21 protein-coding genes, 1 tRNA gene and 2 pseudogenes are annotated in these 24255 nt (G+C 62.7%); 5 read left to right on the top strand and 19 right to left on the bottom strand.

The window, feature by feature from the left end; genetic code table 11:
• Window positions 1–2 precede the first annotated feature (2 nt).
• Together AC5P7F_RS15390 and AC5P7F_RS15385 are read right to left on the bottom strand one after the other, a co-directional pair.
• Window positions 3–1841, bottom strand: coding sequence for a M3 family metallopeptidase (locus tag AC5P7F_RS15390; protein ID WP_164077379.1), 1839 nt, complete (start codon window positions 1839–1841; stop codon window positions 3–5).
• Window positions 1842–1914: 73 nt separating this feature from the next.
• Window positions 1915–2427, bottom strand: a complete 513-nt coding sequence (locus tag AC5P7F_RS15385; protein ID WP_032958753.1) for a hypothetical protein — start codon at window positions 2425–2427, stop codon at window positions 1915–1917.
• Window positions 2428–2509: 82 nt separating this feature from the next.
• On the opposite strand from AC5P7F_RS15385, the gene AC5P7F_RS15380 reads away from it, so the two are divergent.
• A complete protein-coding gene (locus tag AC5P7F_RS15380; RefSeq protein WP_164077378.1) occupies window positions 2510–3136 on the top strand; it encodes a YiiX/YebB-like N1pC/P60 family cysteine hydrolase in 627 nt (208 codons plus the stop codon).
• Window positions 3137–3190: 54 nt separating this feature from the next.
• Here the strand turns inward: AC5P7F_RS15380 and AC5P7F_RS15375 are convergent, their stop codons facing one another.
• Window positions 3191–3355, bottom strand: coding sequence for a hypothetical protein (locus AC5P7F_RS15375; protein WP_005414774.1), 165 nt, complete (start codon window positions 3353–3355; stop codon window positions 3191–3193).
• Between the two features lie 322 nt (window positions 3356–3677).
• Between AC5P7F_RS15375 and AC5P7F_RS15370 the strand changes: the two genes are divergently transcribed.
• Window positions 3678–4367: an EcsC family protein gene (locus AC5P7F_RS15370; RefSeq protein WP_032958748.1), complete on the top strand. Its 690-nt coding sequence runs from the start codon at window positions 3678–3680 to the stop codon at window positions 4365–4367.
• Window positions 4368–4430: 63 nt separating this feature from the next.
• On the opposite strand, the gene AC5P7F_RS15365 is transcribed toward AC5P7F_RS15370, so the two are convergent.
• Together AC5P7F_RS15365 and ubiA are read right to left on the bottom strand one after the other, a co-directional pair.
• Window positions 4431–5855 (bottom strand): short-chain fatty acid transporter, encoded by a 1425-nt coding sequence (locus AC5P7F_RS15365; protein WP_164077377.1) that lies wholly within the window; start codon window positions 5853–5855, stop codon window positions 4431–4433.
• A gap of 272 nt (window positions 5856–6127) precedes the next feature.
• Window positions 6128–7021: a 4-hydroxybenzoate octaprenyltransferase gene (gene ubiA / locus AC5P7F_RS15360; protein ID WP_005411493.1), complete on the bottom strand. Its 894-nt coding sequence runs from the start codon at window positions 7019–7021 to the stop codon at window positions 6128–6130.
• A 149-nt stretch (window positions 7022–7170) separates the two neighbouring features.
• On the opposite strand from ubiA, the gene AC5P7F_RS15355 reads away from it, so the two are divergent.
• From AC5P7F_RS15355 to AC5P7F_RS15345, 3 genes are all read left to right on the top strand, one after another.
• Window positions 7171–7247, top strand: a tRNA-Arg gene (locus AC5P7F_RS15355).
• 72 nt (window positions 7248–7319) lie between these two features.
• Window positions 7320–8444 (top strand): helix-turn-helix domain-containing protein, encoded by a 1125-nt coding sequence (locus AC5P7F_RS15350; protein ID WP_164077376.1) that lies wholly within the window; start codon window positions 7320–7322, stop codon window positions 8442–8444.
• Between the two features lie 82 nt (window positions 8445–8526).
• The gene (locus AC5P7F_RS15345) at window positions 8527–10404 is read left to right on the top strand and encodes an aspartyl protease family protein (RefSeq protein WP_164077375.1); all 1878 of its coding nucleotides are present in this window, start codon (window positions 8527–8529) and stop codon (window positions 10402–10404) included.
• Window positions 10405–10481: 77 nt separating this feature from the next.
• Here AC5P7F_RS15345 and AC5P7F_RS15340 read toward each other — a convergent pair whose 3' ends face one another.
• From AC5P7F_RS15340 to AC5P7F_RS15275, 14 genes and pseudogenes are all read right to left on the bottom strand, one after another.
• Entirely contained in the window at window positions 10482–10940 is a 459-nt protein-coding gene (locus AC5P7F_RS15340) for a hypothetical protein (RefSeq protein WP_142235072.1), read from the bottom strand.
• Between the two features lie 170 nt (window positions 10941–11110).
• Complete coding sequence (locus AC5P7F_RS15335; RefSeq protein WP_100450745.1) at window positions 11111–11560, bottom strand: adhesin; 450 nt, start codon at window positions 11558–11560, stop codon at window positions 11111–11113.
• Window positions 11557–11991, bottom strand: a complete 435-nt coding sequence (locus AC5P7F_RS15330) for a hypothetical protein (RefSeq protein WP_046433006.1) — start codon at window positions 11989–11991, stop codon at window positions 11557–11559. Before AC5P7F_RS15330 ends, AC5P7F_RS15335 begins: the two co-directional genes overlap by 4 nt.
• Before the next feature lie 957 nt (window positions 11992–12948).
• Window positions 12949–13446 carry a hypothetical protein gene (locus AC5P7F_RS15325; protein ID WP_239510506.1) on the bottom strand — a complete coding sequence of 166 codons (498 nt, stop codon included), beginning with the start codon at window positions 13444–13446 and terminating at the stop codon, window positions 12949–12951.
• A 114-nt stretch (window positions 13447–13560) separates the two neighbouring features.
• Complete coding sequence (locus tag AC5P7F_RS15320; RefSeq protein WP_164077374.1) at window positions 13561–13980, bottom strand: hypothetical protein; 420 nt, start codon at window positions 13978–13980, stop codon at window positions 13561–13563.
• Between the two features lie 28 nt (window positions 13981–14008).
• Window positions 14009–14272 (bottom strand): ankyrin repeat domain-containing protein, encoded by a 264-nt coding sequence (locus AC5P7F_RS15315; protein WP_164077373.1) that lies wholly within the window; start codon window positions 14270–14272, stop codon window positions 14009–14011.
• Window positions 14273–14537: 265 nt separating this feature from the next.
• Entirely contained in the window at window positions 14538–14903 is a 366-nt protein-coding gene (locus AC5P7F_RS15310; protein ID WP_111205652.1) for a hypothetical protein, read from the bottom strand.
• Between the two features lie 773 nt (window positions 14904–15676).
• Window positions 15677–15973 (bottom strand): annotated as a pseudogene (locus AC5P7F_RS15305) (hypothetical protein); the annotation flags it as partial.
• A 671-nt stretch (window positions 15974–16644) separates the two neighbouring features.
• On the bottom strand, window positions 16645–17022 hold the full coding sequence (locus AC5P7F_RS15300; protein ID WP_134967363.1) for a DUF6869 domain-containing protein: 378 nt from the start codon (window positions 17020–17022) through the stop codon (window positions 16645–16647).
• A 262-nt stretch (window positions 17023–17284) separates the two neighbouring features.
• A complete protein-coding gene (locus tag AC5P7F_RS15295) occupies window positions 17285–17740 on the bottom strand; it encodes an SEL1-like repeat protein (protein WP_164077372.1) in 456 nt (151 codons plus the stop codon).
• A 52-nt stretch (window positions 17741–17792) separates the two neighbouring features.
• Window positions 17793–18360: pseudogene (locus AC5P7F_RS15290) on the bottom strand (RHS repeat-associated core domain-containing protein); the annotation flags it as partial.
• 562 nt (window positions 18361–18922) lie between these two features.
• Window positions 18923–19459, bottom strand: a complete 537-nt coding sequence (locus AC5P7F_RS15285) for a hypothetical protein (protein ID WP_239508259.1) — start codon at window positions 19457–19459, stop codon at window positions 18923–18925.
• Between the two features lie 317 nt (window positions 19460–19776).
• Complete coding sequence (locus tag AC5P7F_RS15280; protein ID WP_142235067.1) at window positions 19777–21132, bottom strand: Gfo/Idh/MocA family protein; 1356 nt, start codon at window positions 21130–21132, stop codon at window positions 19777–19779.
• 65 nt (window positions 21133–21197) lie between these two features.
• A complete protein-coding gene (locus AC5P7F_RS15275; RefSeq protein WP_197602794.1) occupies window positions 21198–24173 on the bottom strand; it encodes a TonB-dependent receptor domain-containing protein in 2976 nt (991 codons plus the stop codon).
• Window positions 24174–24255 lie beyond the last annotated feature (82 nt).

Genomic DNA, 24255 nt, shown 5'->3' with positions numbered 1-24255 from the left:
CTTCACGTGCCCTGCCCTGCCTCGATCCGCGCATGCAGCGCCTGCAGCTGCGCGACCGTCTGGTTGAACACCTGCAGATCAGCATCAACCAGCGCCGGCCAATCGGGCGCGTGCCCCAGCAACTGCGCCACCTGCTCGGTCGGCGCACGATCAAAGCCTTCACCCAGCACCGCGAGATAGCGTTCACGGAACCCTGCCGGGTCGCGTTGATCCTGCACGAACAGCTGCACGGCCAGCAGCCCTGCATAGAGGTAGTTCACCAGATAGTTGGGGTCGTCATACATCAGGCGCTTGCCGATCCAGCCGTTGCACAGCTGCGGATAGCGCTCCGGGTCCTGACCGAAGCGCGCCAGCACCCGGCCGGTCAACGCGTCCAGGTCATCGGCGGTACCCAGCGTGTTGTCCGCCACGCCCTCGTAGATCGACTGCTCCAGCTGCGCCTCTTCGGAAGACGTGAACAGCTGCAGCACCATATCGTCCAGCAGTGACTTCAGGTAATAGGCCTTGGCCCGCGGGTCCTCTGCCTGCTGGTACAGCTGGTCGCGGAAGCGCAGTTCGTTGTAGATGGCAAAGGCCTCGGTCAGCCACTGGCTGCCATTGCGCTGCAGCGGCGAGGCATGGCCGCGCTGCATCCACTCACCGTGCATGGCATGACCGGCTTCATGGGCGATCTCGACATCGCTTTCCAGATCACCACGGCGCACGCCAACGAACAGCATTGCCGGCACGCCGGGAGCGCTTACCGAGAACGCGTCCTGGCTGCGGTCACCACGTTCGGTGGCCAGATCCATGCGCCGGTTGGCCGGATCGAGCAGCGCACGCAGCTCACTGACGTATGCCGGCCCCAGGTGCTGCATGGCATCGGCGGCATTGTCGCGCAGCTGCGCCAGCGTCAGTACCGGCGGCATATAGCCGGCATCGGGCAACGTGGTATCCCAGAGCTGCGGCGCATCGATGCCTGAACGCGCGGCGTGGCGCAGCAGCATGTCCTGGTAGGCGCGACGGTCCCGTGCATGGCGTTCGATCGCCTGCAGCGTAGCATCCACCGCCGATGCATCCAGGCCCATGCGCTGGTAGCCCCGCGCCGGTGCAGAACCATCGCCCTGCAGGCGCGCGGCGGCATCGTTCACCTGCACCAGGCCCAGAAGCACCGAGGCCATCGGCTCGCGGCGCGAGTGCAGGCCCTGCCAGTAACCCTTCCAGCCCGCTTCCCGCAACGCGCGGTCCTGCTGCTGGGCCAGTGCCTGCTTGTCGTGCCCGGTGTCCCAGTGCCGACCATCACGCTCGATCTGCGGGTACTCGGCACTGCGCAGGATCTGCCCACGCAGCCGTGCGAAACTGTCCAGCGCCGGATCGGCCAGGGCCTCCACGGCCTCATCCAGTGCGGTACTGGCCGGTGCTGCGGCGTCCTTCAGCGCACGCGCGCGCAGGAAGGCATACGGTGCTGCCCACGCCGCGTCTGCGGGCGCTTCGCGCAGCGCCGCGCGGCCGGTGTGGGCGATGCGGCTGCACAGCCCCATCACCTGGTCCAGCGCCTGCGTCGGGCGATGGTCACGGGCGTTGCGTGCGGCCTGCAGATGCAGATAGCTGTGATGGCGCAGGCACTGCGCCTGCAGTGCCTCGGCCTGATGGAAGCGTTGCGCAGGTGCAAGCGCGGAAGCCTGCTGCAGGGCCTCGACACGCTTGCCCAGCTCGCCGCGCGCGGCCTGTTCGGCTGCCGCACTGGCGAAGTAGGCGCTATCGTCGGCCGGCAGCGACTGCGCCTGGACGCCGGTGAAGGGTGCCATCGCCAGCATGACAGTCATGGTGGCGGTGATGGTGCACATCCTGCGAGCCTGCATCGGCGTCTCCCTGCCTGGATCAGGCTCCGAGCCTAGCAGCCCCCGCCCGGCCGCGCCTGTGCCGGGACAGGCATCAGATCGACTCATCCTCGCGCTTGACCAGCGTCCAGCAGGGCGACTGCGCGAAGGTGTAGGTCTGCTGGTCGCTGCTGTCCGGCGTGCGGATCTGTACCTGTCGTTGCCCATCGGCCAGCGTGCTGACCTGCATCTCGCGGCCCTGCCCGGCCAACGCGGCGGGATCGGGCATCACCGGCCACTCGACATCGGCCAGCGCCAGGCGGCTTTCCACCTTGCGCGGTTCCGGCTCGGCCTCGGCATCGATGTAGCTGTCCAGCAGCGGATCGGCGGTGGCCTTTTCCTGCAGCGCGATCTCGTTGCCGAAGTGCTTCAGGAACGCATCGAACTGCGAGTAGGGGCATTCACCGCTGGCAGGCACCGGTGCGGGCTGGACCGCTGCCGCCGTGGACGACGGCGCGGGATGTGCAGGCGCCACTTCCGTGGGCGTCACCTGGGGCTCGGGCGTGCAGGCAACCAGGGCCACGCCACAGGCAAGCATCAGCACGGCAGCGGAACGGTTTCGACGCATGGGCTCATCCTGAATCCGGTTGGGTCGTCCCATGCTACCGCGCGCCCTACAATTCCGGCACTCCGCCTGTCCGAGACTCTCCATGCGTCGCCTCCTGCTCATGATCGGCCTGCTGTTGCCCGCCCTGTGGCCAGCGCTGGCGATGGCCGTCGATGTCCACGAAGGCGATCTGCTGTTCGTCACCGCCGGCCGCAGCGGCCTCAGTGCGGCCATCGACGATGCCACCGGCAAGCAGGGCGCGCTCAGCTTCGATCATGTGGCCCTGGTCGCTGTGGCGCCAAACGGCTGGGAGGTACTGCATGCGGACGAGAAGGGATCGCGCCGGCAATCGCTGGTCGAGTTCCGCCAGGACGCCCGGGCCAAGCAGCGGCAGATCGTGGTCTATCGCCTGCGGGCACCGCAGCAGGCGGCGATCAAGGATGCGGTCGCCACCGCGCGCATGATGCTGGGCAAGCCGTACAACACGTCGTATGTGTTGAACGAGGACAGCTACTACTGTTCCGACTTCATCGAGCGTGCGTTCCGTGCGCACCATGTGTTCGCGCTGCAGCCGATGAACTTCCGCAATCCGCAGACCGGGCAGATCGCACAGCATTGGGTCGATCTGTACCGCGGCATGGGCATGGAAGTGCCGCAGGATCAGCCCGGCACCAATCCCAATGACATGTCGGCCGCGCCGGTGCTGCAACGCATCGGCGTGCTGGAATAAGCGAAGCCCCGCGCGCGGCGGGGCTTCGGGGGTTGCCCAGGGTGGGTACCGACGTCACTCTTCCTCGTCCTGCCCACCTTGCTGCTGATTGCGCTGGTTGCGCTGCTGCTGTTCCTGCTGCTGTTGCTGCTGCTGGTCGCGGCCACGGCCCTGCTGCTGATCCTGCTGGTTCTGCTGGCCCTGCTGCTTCTGGTTCGGGTTCTGGTTCTGCTGTGCCATGTCCGATCTCCAAAGCCACGCGCGGAATGCGGTGGACGGGGCCATCGTCTGCAGCGAAGAGTTAATCGCGCGTTGGCGGACGGCTACACCTGTGTGTACGCGCGTGAATGAACACGCGAAAGTCCTTGCGGCACAAGCCGCTAAAGGATTCATGCGGGTTCGGCATGTCCTTATGTGGTAATGACAGGAGCACGTATTCAGTGCTGTAGGGCGCACCGGAATGCGCGAGCGTTCGCTCAAGAATGGCTACCCGAAGCCGATAGGCTGCGGACGGGCTGCTATGGACGGCCCATCTTTCCAAGCATCAACAAGGAACGTCTAAATGAACGCCGTGGTTGCAGAAGCAAGTGACTCTCGCCTCCTCAAAGCGGTCGAGAGCATCGCGATCAGTCCCGCAGACGCGAAGGCCCTCGTCGCCCAGTACAGGCGCCAGATTCTCTCCCGGGATCCAACACGCGGCCAGCACGAGGTTGCAGGGTTGGTGGCCGACAAGATCATCAGCCGTTATTGCCGGATGTCAGCCACCACGGGGGGAGCGACTGCTCTGACCGGGGTCATCCCGGGAATTGGTACGGCTCTGGCAATGGTTGGCGGTGGTCTCGCCGATGCAAGCATCAGCATGAAACTGCAGGTCGACATGACCATGTGCTTGGCTGAGGCCTATGGATGGGACGTGAATGGCGAAGACGCCAGGCACCTGGCTTTTCTCATCGCCGCAGGAGGTTCTCTGGAGAAGCTCGGCGTCGAAGCGTCGACTCGGATCGCCTCAAATGCTGGCGTAAAGATGGTCCGTCAGTACTTGAAGGGCGCCGTGTTGCAAGCTCTCAAGGAACTCTTCAAGAAGATCGGCATCACCTTTACCCGCAAGGCGCTGGAAAAAGCCATTCCGTTCGGCATCGGAGTCGTCATCGGCTCAGGGGCCAACTATGCGTTGACCAAGTATGTTGGCAATACTGCGCGAAGCTGGTTCGAAGCGGATGCCGCACTGGGCAACAAGCCCAATGAAATCTGAGCAGCGCGCGTTCTGGCCATGCGGCTTTCAAAGTAGGAAGCCGCATGATCCGGGGATACTGGACTACGGCATCACCGGTGGCACATACGCCAGGGTCATGCCCAGCAGCCACAACAGGCCCAGCACCAGCGGGATGTGCACCAGCAATTGGATGAAGGTGAAGCCCACGATGTCGCGTGCCTTCAGGCCCAGCACGCCCAGCAGCGGCAGCATCCAGAACGGGTTGATCAGGTTGGGCAGGGCTTCGGCCGCGTTGTAGACCTGCACCGCCCAGCCCAGGTGCGCCTTCAGTTCGTTGGCGGCCTGCATCACGTACGGCGCCTCGATGATCCACTTGCCGCCACCGGACGGCACGAAGAAGCCCAGCACGGCCGAATAGACGCCCATCACCAGCGCGAACGAATCGGTGCTGGCCACGTGCACGAACAGGCTCGACAGCCGGTGCGCCAGGGTCTGCCCGTCACCGCCAGCGGCGTGGGTGAGGATCATCGCGATGCCGCCGTACAGCGGGAACTGGATCAGCACGCCGGTGGTACTCGGCACCGCCTTGGCCACCGCGTTGAGGAAGCTGCGCGGGCGCCAGTGCAGCAGCAGGCCCAACGAGATGAACAGGAAGTTGTAGGTATTGAGGTTGGCGATGGCGGTGATCACCGGCTTGTTGGCGAACTCGTTGAACAGCCAGCCGAACGCCAGCAGCGAGAGCAGCACGGTCAGCAGCGGGCTGTATTCCAGCCATTCGCCCGGGCGCGTGCGTCGCTGCAGCGGTTCCGGCTCGGCCTGTGCAGCACCGGGGAACTCCTCGGCGGTACGCGCACTACCCGCCGCGGGTGCCGTCAGCCAGGCGATCAGCAGCGAGACCAGGATCAGCACCGAGGTCAGCGCGATCGACTGCCACAGGAAGATGGTTTCGGTGAACGGCAGCACGCCGGTGATCTCCACCAGCCCCGGCGGCATGCTGGCCGGGTTGGCCTGCAGCTGTGCGGCCGAGGAACTGAGCCCCATTGCCCACACCGCACCCAGGCCGAGGTACGCCGAAGCACCGGCGGCGCGGTAGTCCATGCGCAGTTCGGTACGACGGGCCAGCGCACGCGCCAGCAGGCCACCGAACACCAGCGAGAACCCCCAGCTGAGCAGCGAGGCGAGCATGCTGACCAGGCCCACGTACACCACCGCACCGCGGCCGGTACGCGGCACCCGGGCCAGGAAGTCGATGAAGCGCGCGACCACCGGCGCGGTGGCCACGGCGTAGCCACCGATGACCACGAAGGCCATCTGCATGGTGAAGGGAATCAGGCTCCAGAAGCCGTCACCGAAGGCGCTCGCGGTGGCCTGCGGGGTCGAGCCGAAGCCCATCGCGGCCAGCGCGACGATGACCACGCCCAGCACCGCGAACACATACGCGTCGGGGAACCACTTTTCCGCCCAGGCGGCCGAACGCAGCGCTGCGCGCGCCATCCAGCCGTCCTGTACTGCTGCCGTAGAGGCCATCGCCTACCCTCCCAGGTTCGATGGATCGATTCTGGGCGGTGGGGTGCGGGCTGTCAGCCACCTATTGGTCGTAGGCGGCACAGAACGGTAGTGCCGGCCGCTGGCCGGCAACCTCGGGATCGCGCACGGGTGCAGCCGGCCAGCGGCCGGCTCTACCAGATCCAGGCATCACCGCAGGTGGTGGAAGGCGGTAGTGCCGGCAGCTGGCCGGCAATTTCCTAATCGGGATGGTCGTGCAGCCGGCCAGCGGCCGGCTCTACCAGGCCTTGGGATCAACGCAGCGCCAGGTCCACGGCGATGCCGGCAAACAGCGCGGCACCCACCCAGTTGTTGTGCAGGAACGCCTTGAAGCACGGGCCGCGTTCGCGGTTGCGGCAGATCCAGAACTCGTACACCACCAGCGCGGTGGCCACGGCCACGCCGGCCAGGTAGTACCCGCCCAGCCCGCCGCGCACGCCGACCAGCGCCATCGTGGCCAGGAACAGTGCGTACAGCACGCCCTGGATGACCAGGTCGAGATCACCGAACAGGATCGCGGTGGAGTGCGAGCCCATCTTCAGGTCGTCCTCGCGGTCGACCATGGCGTACCAGGTGTCGTAGGCGGTGGACCACAGGATGTTGCCGGCATACAGCAGCCAGCCCAGCATCGGCACCTCGCCCTGCACGGCGGCGAACGCCATCGGGATGCCCCAGCCGAACGACATGCCCAGGTAGACCTGCGGCAGATGGGTGTAGCGCTTCAGGTACGGATAGCTGGCAGCCAGGAACACGCCGATGAAGCTCAGGCCGATGGTCAGCCCGTTCAGGGTCAGCACCAGGCCGAACGCCACCAGCATCAGTACGGCGAACAGCGCCAGCGCGGCGCGGCCGCTGATCGCACCGGTGGCCAGCGGGCGCGCCTTGGTGCGCTCCACATGCGGGTCGAGCCAGCGGTCGGCGTAGTCGTTGATGACGCAACCGGCCGAGCGGGTCAGCCACACGCCGGCGGTGAACACGAATAGCGTCCACAGCGGCGGCAGGCCGCCCGCGGCCAGCCACAACGCCCACCAGGTGGGCCACAGCAGCAGCAGCGTGCCGATCGGGCGATCAGCGCGCATCAGACTCCAGTAATGCCGCCAACGCGGCGTCGCCGGCGACTGCGGCGAAGTGAGGGGGGTATCAGCCATGGCGATAGGATACTCCTGCCCCTCCGGCACGGCTTTGCCCGTGGGGGGAGATTTGTTCGGCGAAACTGGATAGAATGCCGGTCCCGCACCGCTTCATGGCGCTGCGATGCCCGCCCCGGCACCGGCCGACGGCGCGGCGGTTCTACAACGCGCCCGTAGCTCAGCCGGATAGAGTAGTGGCTTCCGAAGCCATTGGTCGGGGGTTCGAATCCCTCCGGGCGCGCCATCTTCCCCTGTGTTGCCTGCACGCCGCCAGCCCGCGCTGGACGTTGCCACGTGCTTCATCAACACTGCGCGCATGACGCCACCGGATCTGCTGAAGCTGGCCGCGGGTGCTGCGATTCTCGGCCTGGCCACCTTGTCCACCGGCGTGAGCGTCGGTCGCACATCGCGTGGGAACCCGCTGCTCACCGCATTCCTCGCCTGTTTCGCCGCCGCCAATCTGTTCGGATTGGTGCTGCTGGGTGGTCAGGCCTGGATCTCGCCCGACGCCGTGCGCTGGCTGCGGGTCATCGAAGTGCCTCTGGTCTATCTGCTCGGTCCACTGCTGTATGGCCATGCGCGTGCGCTGCTGACACCCGCGCAGGCCGCTGCAACACCCTTGCCGCTCGCGCATCTGCTGCCGGCTGGCCTCGCGTTCGCCATTTCCCTGTTGAACGCACTCGCGCCTTTCGAGGCCTCACCGCTGGGCGATGTGCTGTTCCAGCTCAGTTTCCACGGCTGGCTGCTGCAGGGTGCTCCCTACCTGCTGGCCGCGCTGTGGCTCTCGCTGCGTGTGCCGCCCGCCCCGCCCGGAGCCGCCATCCAACGCAGCGGACTGCGCGGGCTGGCGATCGTGATGGCGGGATGCTGGCTTGCCAGCGCAATGAACCGGTGGCCGCCGGACGCTGCTCCACTGCTGGCCAGCATCGGGCTCAGCCTGCTGACCACCATGGGCATGTACCTGCTGGCGTGCCGGGTCGTACGCCAGCAGCTGCGCGTACGTGCGAGCACTGCGGCACCCATCTTGGTGGACATGACCGCGTCCGCCGAGGATACGACCCACGCACGCTACGAACGCTCGGGCATCGACGCAGCACAATGCGCGGCCATCGCCAGCGCGCTGACCGCATTGATGCAGGACGAACGCCTGCATGAAGCGCCCGGGCTGGATCTTCAGACCCTCAGCCAGCGCAGCGGCTGGTCACCCAACCAGGTCTCGCAGGCGCTCAACCAAGGGGTGGGCCAGAGCTTCTCCGAGTTCGTGAACAGCTTCCGCGTCGCTGCCGCGAGGGCGTGCCTGTCCGATCCGTCCGACCTCCGCAGCGTGCTGGACATCGGCCTTGCCGCCGGCTTCGGCAGCAAGTCGACCTTCAACAGCGCGTTCAAGCGCGCCACCGGACAGACGCCGAGCGAGTACCGCCGCCTCACCGCGTCCAACTGAACGTCCAATCCTTCACGCCCGGTCGAATATCCCCGGTCCGGGCGCTGCCATCACCTCCTGACCCAACGAAGGAGGTGAGGCGATGCGTTTGCGATGGATGCTAGGTGGCCTGCTGTGGGTGCTGGCGGTTCCGGCACACGCCGCGGGGGTGGATGCTGCCGATGTGCTGGCCAAGGCCCGCGTAGCCAGTGGTGGCGAGCAGTGGCTGTCGGTACAGCGTCTGCAGGCGGTGGGCGAGCAGTCGGTGGGCGGCCTGCACGGGCGCTGGCAGCTCAACCAGGACCTGCGTGCCGGGCGCTATGCCGAACAGGCGCAACTGGGAGACTTCACCGTCGCGCAGGGCTTTGATGGGCAACTGTCCTGGCGGCGCGACTATGGCGGCGAGGTCGGCCTGCTGGATGGCACCGTGCCACGTCGGACCGCGCGCACGCAGTCGTGGCTGGCGACCCGTGCCTATTGGTCCAACGCCTATCCGACCACGCACTTTGCCGCGCCCCGCACCGAGGCTCTGGATGGCCGGCGCTATACCGTCCTGGCCACGAAGCCGAGGGGCGCCGACCCGATCGAGCTCTGGTTCGATACGGGCAGCGGCCTGCTCGGCCGCGTGGTCATTGCATCCGCTCGCACACCCACCGCCACCGCACTGGAGGACTACCGGGCGGTCGAAGGCCTGTTGCTGCCCCATCGCATCATCACCGACACCCTCGATGCCCGGGGCCGTGCTGATCCGCGACTGCGCAGCGATGTACAGGTGCAGCGCTACCAGGTGGATGGCCCGGTAACAGACACCGTGTATGCACCGCCAATGATGGCCCATGACAGCTATATCGAGGATGCCAGCGGCACCACCCGCATTCCGTTCGACCTGATCAACAACCATGTCTACATCGAGGCCGAAGTGGACGGACAGCCGGCGCGATTCCTGGTGGATACGGGCGCCATCAATCTGCTGACACCGACCGCCGCCAAGCGCCTGGGGCTGACCACCACGGGCCGCCTGAGCGTGCATGGTGCCGGCGACAACGCCAGCGACCTGGGCCTGGCACAGGCCCGCCACCTGCGCATCGGTGGCGCGCACCTTGCAAACCCGGTGTTCCACATCATCGACCTCGGCCAGCAGATCAACTCGATGGGCGTGCCGCATGATGGCTTCATCGGCTACGAGACCTTCCTGCGCTTCGTCACCACCTTCGACTATGGCGCGCGCGTGCTCGGCTTCACCCTGCCGGGCCACTACCAGCCGCCTGCCAACGCGGTGGTGCTGCCGTTCGAACAGGATGACCGCGCGCCGGTACTGAATGGCGAGCTTGACGGCATCCCGCTTCGCCTGTGGCTGGACACCGGCTCACGCAACTCGCTGAGCCTGAGCAGTCCGTTCGTGCGTACCCATGGTCTGTTGGAGAAATACCACGCCAGTGAGGAGGCGGTGCTTGGATGGGGCCTGGGTGGCGCGGGGCGGGCGCGACCTGCCCGGCTCGGTGTGCTGCGCATGGGCGATATCGAGGTCACTGGTCTGGTCGGTGATCTGTCCAGCACTGACAAGGGCGCGCTGGCCCTGGCCGACTACGGCGCGATCCTGGGTGGCGGCGTGCTGCGGCGCTTCTCGATGGGCATCGACTACGGTGCCAAGCGCCTCTATCTGGTACCCAATACCGAAAGCACGCAGGCCGATGCCTTCGATCGCAGCGGGCTGTGGCTGCAGGCTGAACACGATGCACTGCGTGTGGCCGATGTGGCGCCGTCCAGCGCCGGGGCACGCGCTGGGCTGCGCAGGGATGATCGCATTGTCATGGTTTCAGGCGAGCCGATTGCCACGCGGATGCTGGCGAACTGGCGTGCGCTGTTGCGTGAGCGTCCGGTTGGGACGCGCGTGGGCATCCGTTATCTGCGCGATGGCCGGCAGGTGGATACCGATCTGGTACTGGCGGACCGGGTGGCTGCGGGATGGCGTGCCGATTGAGTCAGCACTGGCGCTATCCCTGCGGAGCACCCGCCACTCACGTGGCGGATGCTCACGCACCACAAAGGCAGTTCCAACTATTTGTCTCTTAAGAAGTTCCTCGGCCGAGCACCAAGTCTGATGATTTTTCGCGCTGCACCAAGGTAGAAGTCACTGAATACAAATGAGAAGGCGGCAGCTGTATAGAAGACAAGTAGTGCCCCAGGAATGGGAATCGCGCGAACAAAGCTATCGCATTCGAGGTTGCGGGCGACCAGCAACCCAATCATGAACATCTCGGCCAGGAAAGCCATAGCGAATGCGAATCGCACTCGCCCAACCTCAACCGACAGAATTCCCCTCCCCGCCAGTTCGAACTTGGAATACACAAGCAGCACCAGCAATGCGAAAAAAAGAGCAAGCATGACTGCTGGAGAGTACCCAACGACTGGACAGCCCATATTCATCATGGACGCAATCAGCGCGCAGCAGATCGCCAACGCTCCAACTGCAGCTGCGCCCTTCATGCACCTTATGAAAATCAGTTCGCGGGACATTGGCATTTGCTGTAGTTTGACCTCAGATACCGAGCTGGTGCTGGCGGGCCGCGTGGCTGCGGGATGGCGTGCCGATTGAGATCGCGCAAACCGCTGTGGGGCACCCGCTGCGCATGCAGTGGGTGCCGCTGAGCGGGGGTGACCGAGAATCTCGCACAGCGGCGGCAACGTCAGGGAATGAATGACGCGGTGCGATGTTCGCAACCGGCTGCATCCCGTACCACGATGGAGTACTCCGTGTCCGCACTGGATTGGCCGGGCAGGAACACGCCATCACCATCGAACAAAACGCTCTGCTGTTCACCCTGCCCGATCGACAGCCCGATCGCTCCCGGTGTGATTTCCTCAAGGATCACGTTGTAAGGTCGCCAGGCATCCTCGCCTTTACGCCTCATCTCTGCGCGAGCGGTCCTTGAGTTCAACCTGCGTCTCTCATCCACCCACAGCTGAAGCGGCTGATCAGCGTTGTGGGTGATCTGGAAGCGCCCGTAGGTCAGTCCGTCGACTCTCTCGGTGCCGACGTAGGTGAAATGGGCCGGTGGACACTTCGTGGTGCGGTTCGGATGCGCCGCACAGGATGTCAGTGCAACCACGAGGCAAAAGGCAGTCAGGCGCTTCATGGGTTCGAGGCCTGATGTGGGTTGTTGTCGCGGCGGCAAGCGGCAGTGAGGGCAACCAGCACTGCGCCCCAGAGCGGCGTGAGCAGCACGACGCTCATCACCGTCAGCGAAACCGGTACCTGCCAGAGCAGCGATGGCCTGAATCCGCTGAATCTATAGGCTTCCAGTACAAGCACCACGACCTGGGCCAGAAGGCCCGCGAGCAGCCCTAGGCCTGCCCCCTTGGCAAGCCGCTTGATCGTCAGGCGGCCCGCGGCGGGAACTCGTGCGCCAATTCCCAGCAACAGAAGGCTGACGGCATACAGCCAGAAGAAAACCTGATGTGAGTCGAAGGCGTAAAGCGCCCTGCCCACAAAGTGCAGGAACAGCCAGAGTGCTCCACACGACACCGCGTAGGCCAGCCCGTACCGAAGAATCTGCCTGGCTTTCATCTTGTACCTCTCCGAGGGCGTGCAGACCGATCGCGTTCTTTTGTGGAGGAGTGCGGGAGCTCATGCACCTTGCCTCCCGCTTGGCGCCCTACTCGCGCAACGCATCGCGCAGCGCTCGAGAGTACCTGCCTGCCTCCAGCGTTCGCAGCTGGGCCAGTGGAATCCGATACCTCCTGAACAGTGCGGCCAGTTCTCTTGCAAGCCCCTGGAGCGGAGCGCGTCGAACAATATTGATGAGACCTTTTCCAAGGTATCCAAATTCATCTTCATACTAGACGCCGAATTCGAGTTTCTTAAGGCCAGGCTGGCACTGAGAAGAAGATTGCGACTGCCGGCCCACAGCGGGCATCTGCGCCCCCCCAACAGTGGAGGTCATACGGAGAATATCTGAAAATCACTATCTGCATATTTCCCGCGCCCTGCCGAGAACTGCCGCACTTGCCCGTCCGACTTCGAGCTTCCGTATCAATCCAGCACATTCAGGCCGATCCCCAGTTTTCGCTCCATAGATCACGGGCTCACCCTTCCTATCTACTCCGTCCAAATAGAGCACTGCGCAATCACCAGCGATCGTACCAATGCGCACCGCACGAACCTTCTCGATACTGGCGTCTGGACCGGCTGCACCCTCGCACATCCCACCGTAATACGCACTACTCAGTTCCGCGTAGATGGGTTTCAGCTGCAGCTCCCCTAAGCGGTCATTCTCGCATGCGCTCAGGGCGAGCACACAGACGGACGCGACAGACAAAGCGCGCAGGAAGAAGCCTTTGGCATCGAGAGAACTCTTGAGCAACCCCGATTTCCTTTGACTGTTTTCCATTACCTCCCCAGAACGATCTGCTCGAACGCATTGGTCGCGCTGCGCCGATCTCCCTTGCGGTTGCCGATCGCGCCATTGGTCGCACACCTGGCGTCATCCGCCAGGCAGTAGGCGGAGCTCGGCGCTTCAGCGCACTATAGCGCCGCCGAGCATCGAGCGAATACGTTGGCGGGTTTCTCCCGAAGACTCACGGCAACCACCCGTTGCTTCTGCTCACCGCAGCCCCCCATCACCCCGTACAGGATGAGAAGTCCCTTGTCGTTGACGTAGCCGATGAACTTGCCCCTACCTTCATCCGAAGCGGCCCTGACGAGATAGACGCTCTCCCCGGCCGCTGGCTTCAGGTCACTCAACGGCATTGGACCGATCTTCCCTTCAACCTCTGATGCCGATACCACGACCAGCGAATGCTCCAACATCCACTCCGCAATGGCTGCTTCACTATCAGGATCAAGTATGGAAATGCGGTCAAGCGGCAGAGTCGTTGAATTGCCAGGGAAAATCGCACCGGACGAAACATCTACCCAGTCCGACTTCCATTCCGTCTGTTGAAACTGGTGAATGCTGCAGCCCCCCAGCATTGGCAAGAGCAGCACCGCTGCACGCAAGATGTCAGCCTTCGGCATAGACATGAGAGCCCCAGAATGGGCCGGCCAAATGTCAATTACCATCTGCAACCCGTTCTGCAAAACGATCCAGGAACTGTACCTCGTGCCGAGATGGTATGTCATTTCTTGACTTCCCTATCACGGGCTGGCGCTTGGCGTGTCGCTACTCTGCTCCGGGTTTGCGGCAGCGTGCGTAGTCGAAGCACCCGGCCTGCGCGCATAGCTGTAATCGGGATCTTGGCAGGCGCGCACGATCGGACTTCGTGCGTGCCTGATCACGCCGGGGAACCAGCACAGCACCAGCACTACCAGACAGATCATTCCCAGCCGTGCCCCTTCACCCGCGACACCGGCCCCGACCAGCGGCAATGCCGCCACCAGGATGATGACCTGTGCGTACAGAAGATAGAACGTGTACGTGCCCAACCGCGGGTCTGAACGAAGCTCGACGTGACACCCCCGGCAGGACGTCTTCGCTTGACGCTTTCCAGCAGATCGCAGCGGAAAGCGCTGCCCGCTAGCGCCACAAAGTGGGCAGATGAAGGTCATCAGGCGCATCGGTAGAACCTCTTTTCAGAAGTTTCCATCACCAGGCTCCATCTGCGGTGTCGACCATACGCACCGCATCATCAAACCTCGGGTCCTGGCACATCATTTCCAGTGGTGTCCGATCAAGCTCATTCCCTGCGTGCGGGTCTGCACCACACCAGAGGAGATAAGCCGCTGCCGCGACGCTGCCATGTGCCACCGCACTTGCCAGCGGCGTCAGATCAAGATCACCACGCACATCGATGTTGGTCACGAAGGGCATCAATGCGCTGCGGAGGGCCACATCGTTGTAATAGGCCACCACATGCAGGGGCGTGTCCTCATAGGCCCTTGGGTCTCCGGACAAGTCAGCACCGCGTCGCCGAAGTCAGTGTCGACACCGAGCCGGGAAAGCAGTTCGCTGAGTACAGGATCGATGATGTTCATCGGGCTGCACGCACGGTAGAGCCCCATTGCGTTGGCCCGATGGTGATCCGTCCTGTAATCCATCTCTCTGTCAGATCCCTGTCGACCTACAAGCCAGGCGGTGCGTGCGTCTTGGAGCGATGCATTCGACAGATCAAGAATCATGATTTGACCGGGATCAACCGGCTTTCCCAAGTCCCCTCTACTAGAAGTGCAATTTCTGCGCCGACAGAGGCCTCAATGAAGACCAAGGTGTCGCCATCGACAATTTCCCGGGCAGCCACTGGGTCTAGACCAAGGAGAAAGCAACACCGCTGGAATTCAAAGGAATCATCCTTTCGATGGAAGACCTTGAGATCGAGTACGACATTCTGGCTAGAGAAGCCATCAATGCTCGCCTTCCTGACTCGGCCAAAGACCAAATCATAGGATCCCTGCACAGAGTCATCAAACAGAGAAACAGTCACTCCGGACACCGGATCAAGACGAATTCCGGTCATCTTGAAATCATGGATAGTGATACCCATCGGCTCATCTTCTTGGCCAATCACTTGACGGATCCATACGTCGCGCGTGAACTTCCAGGTGGAATCTATTGATTGGATTTTACGTTCTTAAGAACAATTGCCACAAACATGCCGCAGATCAGGAGCGAACCCAGCGCCAGAGGCAACATTACAAAATAATCGCCCCTCTCAAGGTGACCAATCGCATACACCTTCAATGCGAGATAGGACGATGACCTCAGAAAAATTAGCGAAAAAAACAGCAAACCGAGCCAATTCAGCATTCTATTGCGCATATGCATATCATCTCAATTATCTGCAATTGCACCCAGACCCACCCCAAACATCCTTCACCACCTTCATGGCATCCTTGTCAGTAGCTACGCGTTGCAGCAGTTCTGGTGTGACCTGAAGGCAACTGCTCAATGTGAAGCCGAATGACAACAGCTCTCCCGCATTCGCGCCAAATACCACAGCAATCCCCCGCCGCCTCGGTGTAGGTGGATTCTCTTCCCTTTCCATCCTGTGCGGTTTGTATCGCTGACACTCCATCGTACGCCGTTGCCACACCATTCACCATTACCAGAAATCCGGGGATTGCAACTTCGGGCTGCAGAGACAAAACACCGGCAATGGTGACTCCTGCGCCATTCACAGCTTCCAAGCCTCCAAAGGTGAGGCCTGCCACACCGAACGTTATGCTTAGGTAGTCAACGCACTCGTCGCAGGGACACATACCAAGTTGATCTACCAAAGACGACGGGACGCCACCTGCGTATCCGAAAGTGCTGATCTAGCTCCGGTATACCGGGGCCCGGCACATTGATCAACGCCACCGGGTAGTTGTCCAGCCAGATGGCCTGCCGTTGCGCTTGGCCCGTGCCCGAATAGTTCCCCAGCCACTACCCAGCCTCGTCGTACAACGTGATCTGTGCTGCGCCACTAGCCTGAGTACACAGTACGCGTCACCGCGGTGGTTGTAGCTGCCGGTGCTGGTGGTATTGCCCACTGCGTCATGGTTGCGCGCTTCGCCATCCACCGCAGTCACGATGGCCGGTTGCGGGACCGCTCCGAGGTGCCCTGCCATCACTGTGTCTTCCCAACCTGGCTGGGGTACGCCCTGGCCCACATCCAACTAGGTAATTCACGCAGTGGCAGCTCCTGTTTCGCCACAGTCTCCAACTTGATGATCTCAGTTTCGCCTCGTTTAGTTAACTCTAGTCCGCGCTCCTCGCGGTTTCCGGGCAGCATGACCTCGGGTTTACTGCTGCCCTTAGCTCCCGTATTCCATCCCGCACATATCCTATGTGACCCAGATGGCAAACCTTCAGCACGTAACGAGTCTTGTCCGGATAGACATATCCAACAACCGGAACCGGAGTAGTACTTGTACCAATTACGGCACCCCCCTCTGCCGAATCATAGACTTCGATCACGCCCTCCGGCACAACTTCCCTGCCCTTGCGATCGCAAGAGGTGATAGTGAAGACTGAGCAGATAAAAATAATAGGAATAAATTTCATCATCTTTGCCCGCGCTGAATGGTTGAGTCATCAGACATCCCAAAGCAGGTGGTTTATTGATTCCGGAAGATTCATTTTCGCGGGCTGAAGCTCCTTGCCAATCTCCCGCATGCACTTCCGCAACGGCCTCCCGCAGTTATGACTTATTGCACTGCACTCCCCCTGCGGCCTCGCGGGCCATGCCGATAGCGAAGCTGCCAGGCGTAGTCATAAGGCGTTCGAGCGTTACCCATGGCAGCCTAACCTGATGTGGCAGCACGTTGTACCCGCCGCCACACCTCATCCGACATCGAGTTCTTCCACGTCTGAGCGAGGAGATCCCGAAGAGACGGGTCGTGTTTTGCCAAGCGTTCAACCCTCTCGATCTCGGTTTCGCCGTGGGCAACCAGGTAGTCCTCCAAAGGTCCGGCAGCAAGATTGGAAAGTAGGTGCGCATCTACATCCATCCGCCTGACAGCCTCAATGAATTTCCAACCTTCGCCAGGATCTCGCTGGATGATGTCATCAACTTCATCCAGCCCGCCTGTGAGCGGATCCCGCTCAATCGCATCGATTGCGAGCCGATTAAAATTGACCCAAGCTTCAGCTATTTTTTCCACGCGCTCTTTATCAAACATTATGTATATCTCAAATTGGTTGAGCCATAGTCACCCATTGCCAAGCCTCATTGCTATAACCTGCACAGCGCTTTGCTGCAGAATCAGCAAGCAATCGCCTCAACCGCGCCTGCTTGTTTTGAAGTTGCTGCACATGCCCATCTATTGACATACGACCGGTAGCCGGAAGCCCACGCCCATCCTCTGCGCACCATGTGAGCCTGGGGACTTAGTGGGTAGCTGGACGTTGCTAGCCCTCAATCGGCAAGTGACCTCTCTCTCCCTATCGTTTACTACCGCATCGTTGAGCTGCTATGCGGGCCGCTCGCTCAAGTTCAGAGTCCGCGGCTCTCACCCCCTTCAACGCGGCACTCTTGAGCCATGCGTATGCCTCACTTGATGACGCGCAGTCCTTCTTGTCCTTCAACATGAAGAACACGTTGTACTGTGCAATCGGGTGCCCCAGTGCTGCGGCATAGACAAGCCACATGTGGGAGCTGCCAGCCGTGCCTCTGCCCTCAAAGTGGCGTGAGATTCGAAACGCTGCCTCAGCGTCGCCCGCGTCTGCGCGGCCAGTCAACGCAAGTAGCTGCTTATCATCAAGCTCAGCGCCACTATCCGTCGCGATCGAGCCGTCAAGCTCAACCACCGGCCTTTCCGGCTGAGGGGGCACCTGCGCATTTACATACCCTGCACCCACCAGATACAGGAGAAGACCAGTCTTCTTGAACATGCTCATTTGACCCCACCCTCTTTCATGAAATTCACCCACTCTCCAGGATTGCTTTTTATCCGTCTTGGGTCTGGGTCAGGCGACCCAGCGCGTCATAGGCGTACTTGGCCAGCGCCGTCGAGCCTGTGCCGTTCTTCAGCTCGGTGATCGAACCGACGGGATCATAGCCATAGCCCAGCGACAGGCCACCGGCGGCCGGGTCATGCACCGCCTGCGGGCAATAATCCAGATCCAGCGGACGCTGCAGCTGGCGGCCGTTGCCATATGTCCAGCCAGTGGCCGGACCGAAGGCCGCGTAGGTCACGTTGTTCCCCACGAACTGGCGCGCCTGGCCGGGCCGGGTCAGGCCGATCTGGCTGATGCGGCCCTGGGTATCGCGCACGTAGTCGGCCACGCTGCCACCCGGGTAGGTCAGCGCGGCCAGGCGGCCCGCCTTGCTGTAGGCATAGCGCAGCGTGCTGGCAACGCCGTTGACGGTCTGCACCTTGCGGGTGACCTGGCCGAAGCGGTCGTGGCAGTACTGGGTGCAGCCATTGGCGTGCAGCACCTGCCCCAGACGCCCCTTGGCGAAGCCGCTTGTCTGCGGCCCAGGCAGCGGGTGCTACGTCACAGCTATAGCCCATATCCGGAGGATTCGACAGGCAAGCGCATCGCAGCTGTGGAAGGCGATCACGACACGGGCGCGCTGGCCTAAAGCCCTCACACTCGCTCCCGCGACCGACGACCTCGCAAGATCTATGACTCCTTCGCTTGCCGGAGACGGAGCAGGCCGACAGACCCGATTTTCCACATGGCAAAAGCTATGCAAAGAGAGAAAGCGACAAACGCCAAGCCCGTAAATCCATAGTCTCGGCCTCCATCAGCAAGATCAATCAGCACAAAAGCAAGGATTACTATATTCACGGCAGCTGCAAGGCAAGCAACTAGCCTGAGTGCCCAGAAGAACATGATGTAGTAAGCCCGAAGGAATCGATTGTATTTATTCATCTCAAGGACACCCGCACCCATTTCCAGTCGGCGTAGCTATCTGCCCAGAAACTGTGTAACCAGATCCCGACATGACGCCAAACCCAACTCCAGGCAGCGGAGGAACAGAAAGGGATCCACCACCCACCTTATCTCTTCCCATATCGTCCAGTGAGAACAGGCGACGAAACCACGCCCAATTATCACCGTCCTTATTGCCCTTCATAAGATTATCTGAACCTTGAATGGAGCCGCCAATCGATGGCCCCCAACCGCCCGCCATTTCAGAGTATCGATAGACGCCCCAAGATTTCTTTGGCAGCGGCCCTGAGCTCTTCGAAGCATTGGCTGACGTCCCTGCGCCAAGATACGCCCCACCGCCCGCGGGTCGCTGACGCGGGTAGCGAGGATCACGCTACGAATCTGATCTTCGGAGGAGTACTCCTGCCCTGAGTGGATGTAGACCCAGTCGGTAGTAACGATCTTCTCGGGTCTGACCCGGTAGTCGTAGATGACCTTCTTTCCAAGGACGCGTTGGCGTTTGACATGCCAATCGAAGGGTTTGTCCTTTTCGTACTGGGAAAAGAGCGACTTGATGTCCTTCTGCACCGCCGCTTCGGTGGCTCGCGGCTGGCCCATCGACAGGTAGCTCTCCCACTTCTTCTGCACCTCCTGCGCCTGCGCAGCCCAAGGAGCCAAGCTCCCTAGCGCGATCATCGCCAGTGCGGCACACGAAATGGTCTTCAGTCGTTCCAACATCCCTGTTCTCCTTCCTGGACGAACACAGCTCCGGCGGGAACGAGAACGTGGGGCAGCTGTCTCACCACGTCATGCTTCGGATCGTCCCTGGTCCGGAATGCGGCCATGACCGCGCGGGGAACGTTATCTCCGATGTGGTTTACACATTCAAGTCAGAAACTGTGGAGTGGGTCGGATTTCAGAGTTTTCTGATAAAGCGAGCGACCGACCGAACAAGCAGCCGGGCGTGGGCTCGGCTCTACAAGACGAATGCTTCCAGAAACAGAAACACCGGGCAGTGCCCGGCGTCTCCGTCACAGCGTGGAAGGGTGTAAACCTCAATACTTCCCGTCGAACGCGAAGATCGGCTTGCGCGTCTTCCACGCACCAGCAGTAAAGTCCGGGAACTCCAGCGTCTGGAAGCCGTTGGCGATCGACTGCTCGCTCAACGGGGTAATCGCACTCCAGGTCACCGCGTCGTAGATGTCGATCGGCATCGGTGCCTTGGCCTTCAGCGCTTCCACAAATGCATGGATGACGAACCAGTCCATGCCACCATGGCCGGCACTGGCGGCAGTGTCGGCATTCTGTTTCCACAGCGGGTGCTCGTACTCGTCCTGGTACTTCTTGAACTCTTCCCACTGGTGCGGCGGGCTGCGGCCTTCGATGTGGATCGAATGGTTCACGTCCATCCACAGGCCCTTGGTGCCTTGCACACGGAAACCCATTGAATACGGGCGCGGCAGCGAGGTGTCGTGCTGCAGCAGGATGGTCTCGCCGTTCTCGCAGGCCAGCGTGGTGGTGACGATATCGCCGAGCTTGAACTTCACCTTGGTGCTGGGGTGGGTGGTGCCGCCACTCTTGGCCACGGTGTATTCGTGCAGGCCGCGTGCCTTGGTCGCGAAGGCGTTGATGTGGGTGAAGCGGTTGCCACGGTTGATGCCGGTGTACATCGCGCACGGGCCGATGCCGTGACTGGGATACAGCTCGCCGTTGCGCTCCACCGAATGCTCGGTGCGCCAGCGTGCTTCGCTCCAGCCCTTGGGACCGAACTCCACGCCGCTGTCGTAGGGCTGGTTGGGATCGCCGGAATTGAACTTCACGCCGCGCAGGTCGTGCTGGTAGCCGGCCTGCAGATGCACCAGTTCGCCGAACAGGCCCTGGCGCACCATCTGCAACGCCGCCATCACGTCGCGGCGGTAGCAGACGTTCTCCAGCAGCATGTACGGGGTACCGGTGCTCAGTTGCGTCTTCAGCACGTCCCAGTGGTCCTGCAGGGTGATGCCAGCCACCACTTCGCAGCCGACGGCCACACCGGCCTGCATCGCGGCAATCGCCATCGGTGCGTGGTATTCCCACGGCGTGGCGATGATCACGCCATCGATGCCCTTCTGTTCCAGAAGTCGCTTCCAGGCGTTGGTGTCGCGGTCCTGGCCATAGGTCTTCGGCGCGGGCTTGCCGGCCTTCGCCACCATCTCTGTGGCACGGCCGAGCATGATCGGCTCGATATCGCACAGGGCAACCACTTCGACGTCGTCGCGACGCGTCAGTTCCTTCAGCAGCACCAGCCCGCGCATGCCGGTGCCGATCATGGCCAGGCGCACCTTGCGCCCGCGTGCCCAGGCGGGGGTCTGCGGCAGCAGGCTGCTGGCGGCGACAGCGGCGCTGGCCGCGATGAATTCCCTACGCTTCATGGCAAACATCTCTCCTCTTGGCAGCGTGCCGGCCGCAGCCGGCACGCCAGGTCACGCAAACGGAATTACTTGAACCGGTAGCCGATGGTCACACTGTAACCACGGCCGAAGATGGTTGCGTAGTCACTGGAGTCACCCAGGAAGCTGTTCGGGTCGTAGAACGGCAGGCGGTTGAACAGGTTCTTGACGGTGAAGCTCAGGTTCCACGCATCATCCGGGCGCCAGGTGACGCTCATGTTGGCGGTCCACCACGACGGTGCACCATCGCACTTGCTCTTCTGCAGGGCCAGGTAGCCGCCGGTGCAGGTTTCCTTGTTGTTGCTCTCTTCGTCGATCTGGTCGGTGGCCCACTTGGTGCCGCCGACATAGTTGACGAACATGCTGGTGGTCACCTGCTTGTAGGTCCAGTCGGCATTGAGCGTGGCACGCAGGCGCGGGTTGTTGTAGTAGCCCACCACGTCGCCGTAGTACCAGCCGTTCTCGGCGTCCATGTAGAAGCGGTTGCGGTTGGCGATGGTGGCGGCCAGGCCGATGTTCAGGTTGCCCCAGTCACCCAGCGAGAAGCGGCTGCGCGCGTCGATGTCGAAGCCGTCGATCAGGGTCTTGCCGCGGTTCTTGTACTGGCCCACCACGCTGGCCACGTTGCCGGCGGAGTAGCCCGGCAGGTTCGCCGGGCAGCTCACACCGCTGGCCGGATCGGCGCACATTGCCGCCAGCTGGGCCAGGTTGGCACGGTCGCTGTCGGTGATCGGCGAGCGCGACATCGAGATGATGTCTTCCATGCGGCGATAGTCCGGCGCGACGATTTCGTTGTTGCGGTAGATGAACCAGTAGTCGGCCGACACCGACAGCCAGCTGGCCGGCTCGTAGACAAAGCCGAGGGTGGCGATCTTCGCCTTCTCCGGCTTCAGGTCCTTGTTCGGCTGGGTCATGCGCGCCACGGTGCGGCTGCAATCGACGTTCAGCAGGCTCTTGCCCAGATCGACATCGCCCGGCCGCTGCGACTTCAGCAGCAGGTTGGCGATGGCATTGGTCTCGCCGCAGCGCAGTTCGTCACGGAAGCCACCGAGCTGTGCGAACACGCCGCCATTGCCGGACTCGGCCAGGCTCGGCGCGCGGAAGCCGGTGGAGTAGGTGCCGCGCAGCATCAGCTGATCGAACGCCTGGTACTTGAAGCCGATCTTCGGCGCGATGTTGGCGCTGAAGTTCGGGTACTTGTCCACGCGCACCGCCGCATCCAGTTCCAGCTTGTCGGTGATCGGCGCCACGGTCTCGGCGAACAGCGCGTAGGTGTTGCGCTTGCCGTCGAACCACGAGCCGCCCTGCTGGGTGATCAGGCCATTGGCCGCATCGGCGTTGCCCGGGGTGTAGAAGGTCTCACGGCTGGCGTTGAAACCGAACGCGGCGCGCATCTCGCCGGCCGGCAGCTGGAACAGCGGTCCTTCGATCTTGCCGTCCAGGGTATGCAGGCGGGTCCACGACTGGATGTCGAAGGTCGGGAACGCTTCACGGATCAACGCGGCGTTGGCTTCGCTGATCTCGCCGAACTTGTACGCCGGGTGGTCGGAGATGATCACCCGACCGGTACCTGGATCGATCGTGTACGGGCCGAAGGCCTTCTCGAAGCCCTTGGTGTTGACGTTGATCGTCTGGTAGGTGGTGGAGTGGGTACCCGCGCTGGCGAAGGCGGTTTCCCAGTTCCAGTCACCCCGGTTGCCACGCGCACCGGCCAGCACGCGGTAGCTCTTGTCGGTATTGCGCTGGCCGAAATAGTTCGGGCCGGCATCCTGCAGCAGGTAGTTCAGGCCGACCACGCCGCCCATCATCGCCTTCAGCTGCGGACTGGCATGGTTGTATTCGTTGTTGGGGCCCAGGAACGGGTACAGGAACTGGTTGACGGTGTTGCCGGTATTGCGCGAGAACCAGCTGGTCGGGTTGCCGGTGGTGGTGCCGTAGGTGCGCGGCGTGCCACCGTTGGCGCGCAGGTCGATGTCGGTGTAGGTCGCCTCGGCGAAGATCTCGGTGCTGTCACCCACCAGGAAGGTGCCGTTGAGGTAGGCGGTGTTGCGCTCGGACTTGGCACCGGCATCGATCTCGTTGTTCATCCAGGTTTCCCAGACGCAACGCGGACCGGCCGCTTCACTGGTCAGCACGTTCCTGCAGCCCGGCGCAGCTTCCTGCACGCGGCGGCCGGTGACCGGATCGAAGGCGAAGTAAGTGCCCGGATTGAATTCACCCGGCTTGCTGCCCACGCCCAGGCGCAGGTTGTTGAGGTAGTTCGGATTGTTGACGTAGTACTGGTCGGGCCGCTTGTCGTAGAAATCGCTCAGCGGAATCGCGTCGCGACGGTACATGTTGACCGCGCCATAGATATTGAAGCGGTTCTCGGCCAGGTCACCGAAGCCGGCGGTGATGCTGGCCTGGCGCTCACCGTAGGAATCGATGCGCGAGGAGGTGTCGTTGGTGAAGCTGATCTCGGCACCCTGGAAGTTGCGCTTGGTGATCACGTTGATCACGCCGGCCACCGCGTCGGTACCGTACACGGCCGACGCGCCGTCGGTCAGCACTTCCATGCGCTCGATGGCCGCCGCCGGGATCGCATCGATGTTGACGAACTGGGTCTGGAAGCCGGCCGGCGCACCGTAGTACGACAGGCGGCGACCGTTCAGCAGCACCAGCGTGCCCTGTGCGCCGAGCCCGCGCAGGTTGGCCTGCGAGGCACCATCGGAACCGGTGAACAGCGAGCGCGCATCCTGCTGCGCCGGGCGTGCGGCCGGCAGGTTGTCGAGCACCTGCAGCAGCGTGCGCGCACCCATGTTCTGGATGTCCTGCTTGCTGATCACCTGCACCGGCGAGGCGGTTTCAACGTCGGTGCGGCGGATGTTGGAGCCGGTGACCTCGATGCGGGCCAGGTCGGTGGCGTTGTCCTTGCTCTCCTGGGCGAAGGCAGGAGCGGCAAGCGAGAACAGCGCGCCGGCAATCGCCAGCGTCAGCGGAGCGATCGGGCGGCAGGGGGGGCGGTGGTGGCGGGCGGGCAACATCGGGGTTCTCTCCTGGCAAGGGTGCGGCGCAACTGGGTGAGCGCGTGGGCGTTCGGCGGGCAAAACGCTCCCGGGCCACGGC

This window comes from Stenotrophomonas sp. YJH_SMC_105-26, assembly GCF_059368915.1.
This window is presented reverse-complemented; position numbering and strand designations above follow the sequence as displayed.

What these genes read in the sequence shown, in the direction of transcription:
- AC5P7F_RS15390 (WP_164077379.1), bottom strand. Translation starts at nt 1,841, where the DNA reads ATGCAGGCTCGCAGGATGTGCACCATCACCGCCACCATGACTGTCATG.
- AC5P7F_RS15385 (WP_032958753.1), bottom strand. Translation starts at nt 2,427, where the DNA reads ATGCGTCGAAACCGTTCCGCTGCCGTGCTGATGCTTGCCTGTGGCGTG.
- AC5P7F_RS15380 (WP_164077378.1), top strand. Translation starts at nt 2,510, where the DNA reads ATGCGTCGCCTCCTGCTCATGATCGGCCTGCTGTTGCCCGCCCTGTGG.
- AC5P7F_RS15375 (WP_005414774.1), bottom strand. Translation starts at nt 3,355, where the DNA reads ATGGCACAGCAGAACCAGAACCCGAACCAGAAGCAGCAGGGCCAGCAG.
- AC5P7F_RS15370 (WP_032958748.1), top strand. Translation starts at nt 3,678, where the DNA reads ATGAACGCCGTGGTTGCAGAAGCAAGTGACTCTCGCCTCCTCAAAGCG.
- AC5P7F_RS15365 (WP_164077377.1), bottom strand. Translation starts at nt 5,855, where the DNA reads ATGGCCTCTACGGCAGCAGTACAGGACGGCTGGATGGCGCGCGCAGCG.
- ubiA (WP_005411493.1), bottom strand. Translation starts at nt 7,021, where the DNA reads ATGGCTGATACCCCCCTCACTTCGCCGCAGTCGCCGGCGACGCCGCGT.
- AC5P7F_RS15350 (WP_164077376.1), top strand. Translation starts at nt 7,320, where the DNA reads ATGACGCCACCGGATCTGCTGAAGCTGGCCGCGGGTGCTGCGATTCTC.
- AC5P7F_RS15345 (WP_164077375.1), top strand. Translation starts at nt 8,527, where the DNA reads ATGCGTTTGCGATGGATGCTAGGTGGCCTGCTGTGGGTGCTGGCGGTT.
- AC5P7F_RS15340 (WP_142235072.1), bottom strand. Translation starts at nt 10,940, where the DNA reads ATGTCCCGCGAACTGATTTTCATAAGGTGCATGAAGGGCGCAGCTGCA.
- AC5P7F_RS15335 (WP_100450745.1), bottom strand. Translation starts at nt 11,560, where the DNA reads ATGAAGCGCCTGACTGCCTTTTGCCTCGTGGTTGCACTGACATCCTGT.
- AC5P7F_RS15330 (WP_046433006.1), bottom strand. Translation starts at nt 11,991, where the DNA reads ATGAAAGCCAGGCAGATTCTTCGGTACGGGCTGGCCTACGCGGTGTCG.
- AC5P7F_RS15325 (WP_239510506.1), bottom strand. Translation starts at nt 13,446, where the DNA reads ATGTCTATGCCGAAGGCTGACATCTTGCGTGCAGCGGTGCTGCTCTTG.
- AC5P7F_RS15320 (WP_164077374.1), bottom strand. Translation starts at nt 13,980, where the DNA reads ATGCGCCTGATGACCTTCATCTGCCCACTTTGTGGCGCTAGCGGGCAG.
- AC5P7F_RS15310 (WP_111205652.1), bottom strand. Translation starts at nt 14,903, where the DNA reads ATGGGTATCACTATCCATGATTTCAAGATGACCGGAATTCGTCTTGAT.
- AC5P7F_RS15300 (WP_134967363.1), bottom strand. Translation starts at nt 17,022, where the DNA reads ATGTTTGATAAAGAGCGCGTGGAAAAAATAGCTGAAGCTTGGGTCAAT.
- AC5P7F_RS15295 (WP_164077372.1), bottom strand. Translation starts at nt 17,740, where the DNA reads ATGAGCATGTTCAAGAAGACTGGTCTTCTCCTGTATCTGGTGGGTGCA.
- AC5P7F_RS15285 (WP_239508259.1), bottom strand. Translation starts at nt 19,459, where the DNA reads ATGTTGGAACGACTGAAGACCATTTCGTGTGCCGCACTGGCGATGATC.
- AC5P7F_RS15280 (WP_142235067.1), bottom strand. Translation starts at nt 21,132, where the DNA reads ATGAAGCGTAGGGAATTCATCGCGGCCAGCGCCGCTGTCGCCGCCAGC.
- AC5P7F_RS15275 (WP_197602794.1), bottom strand. Translation starts at nt 24,173, where the DNA reads ATGTTGCCCGCCCGCCACCACCGCCCCCCCTGCCGCCCGATCGCTCCG.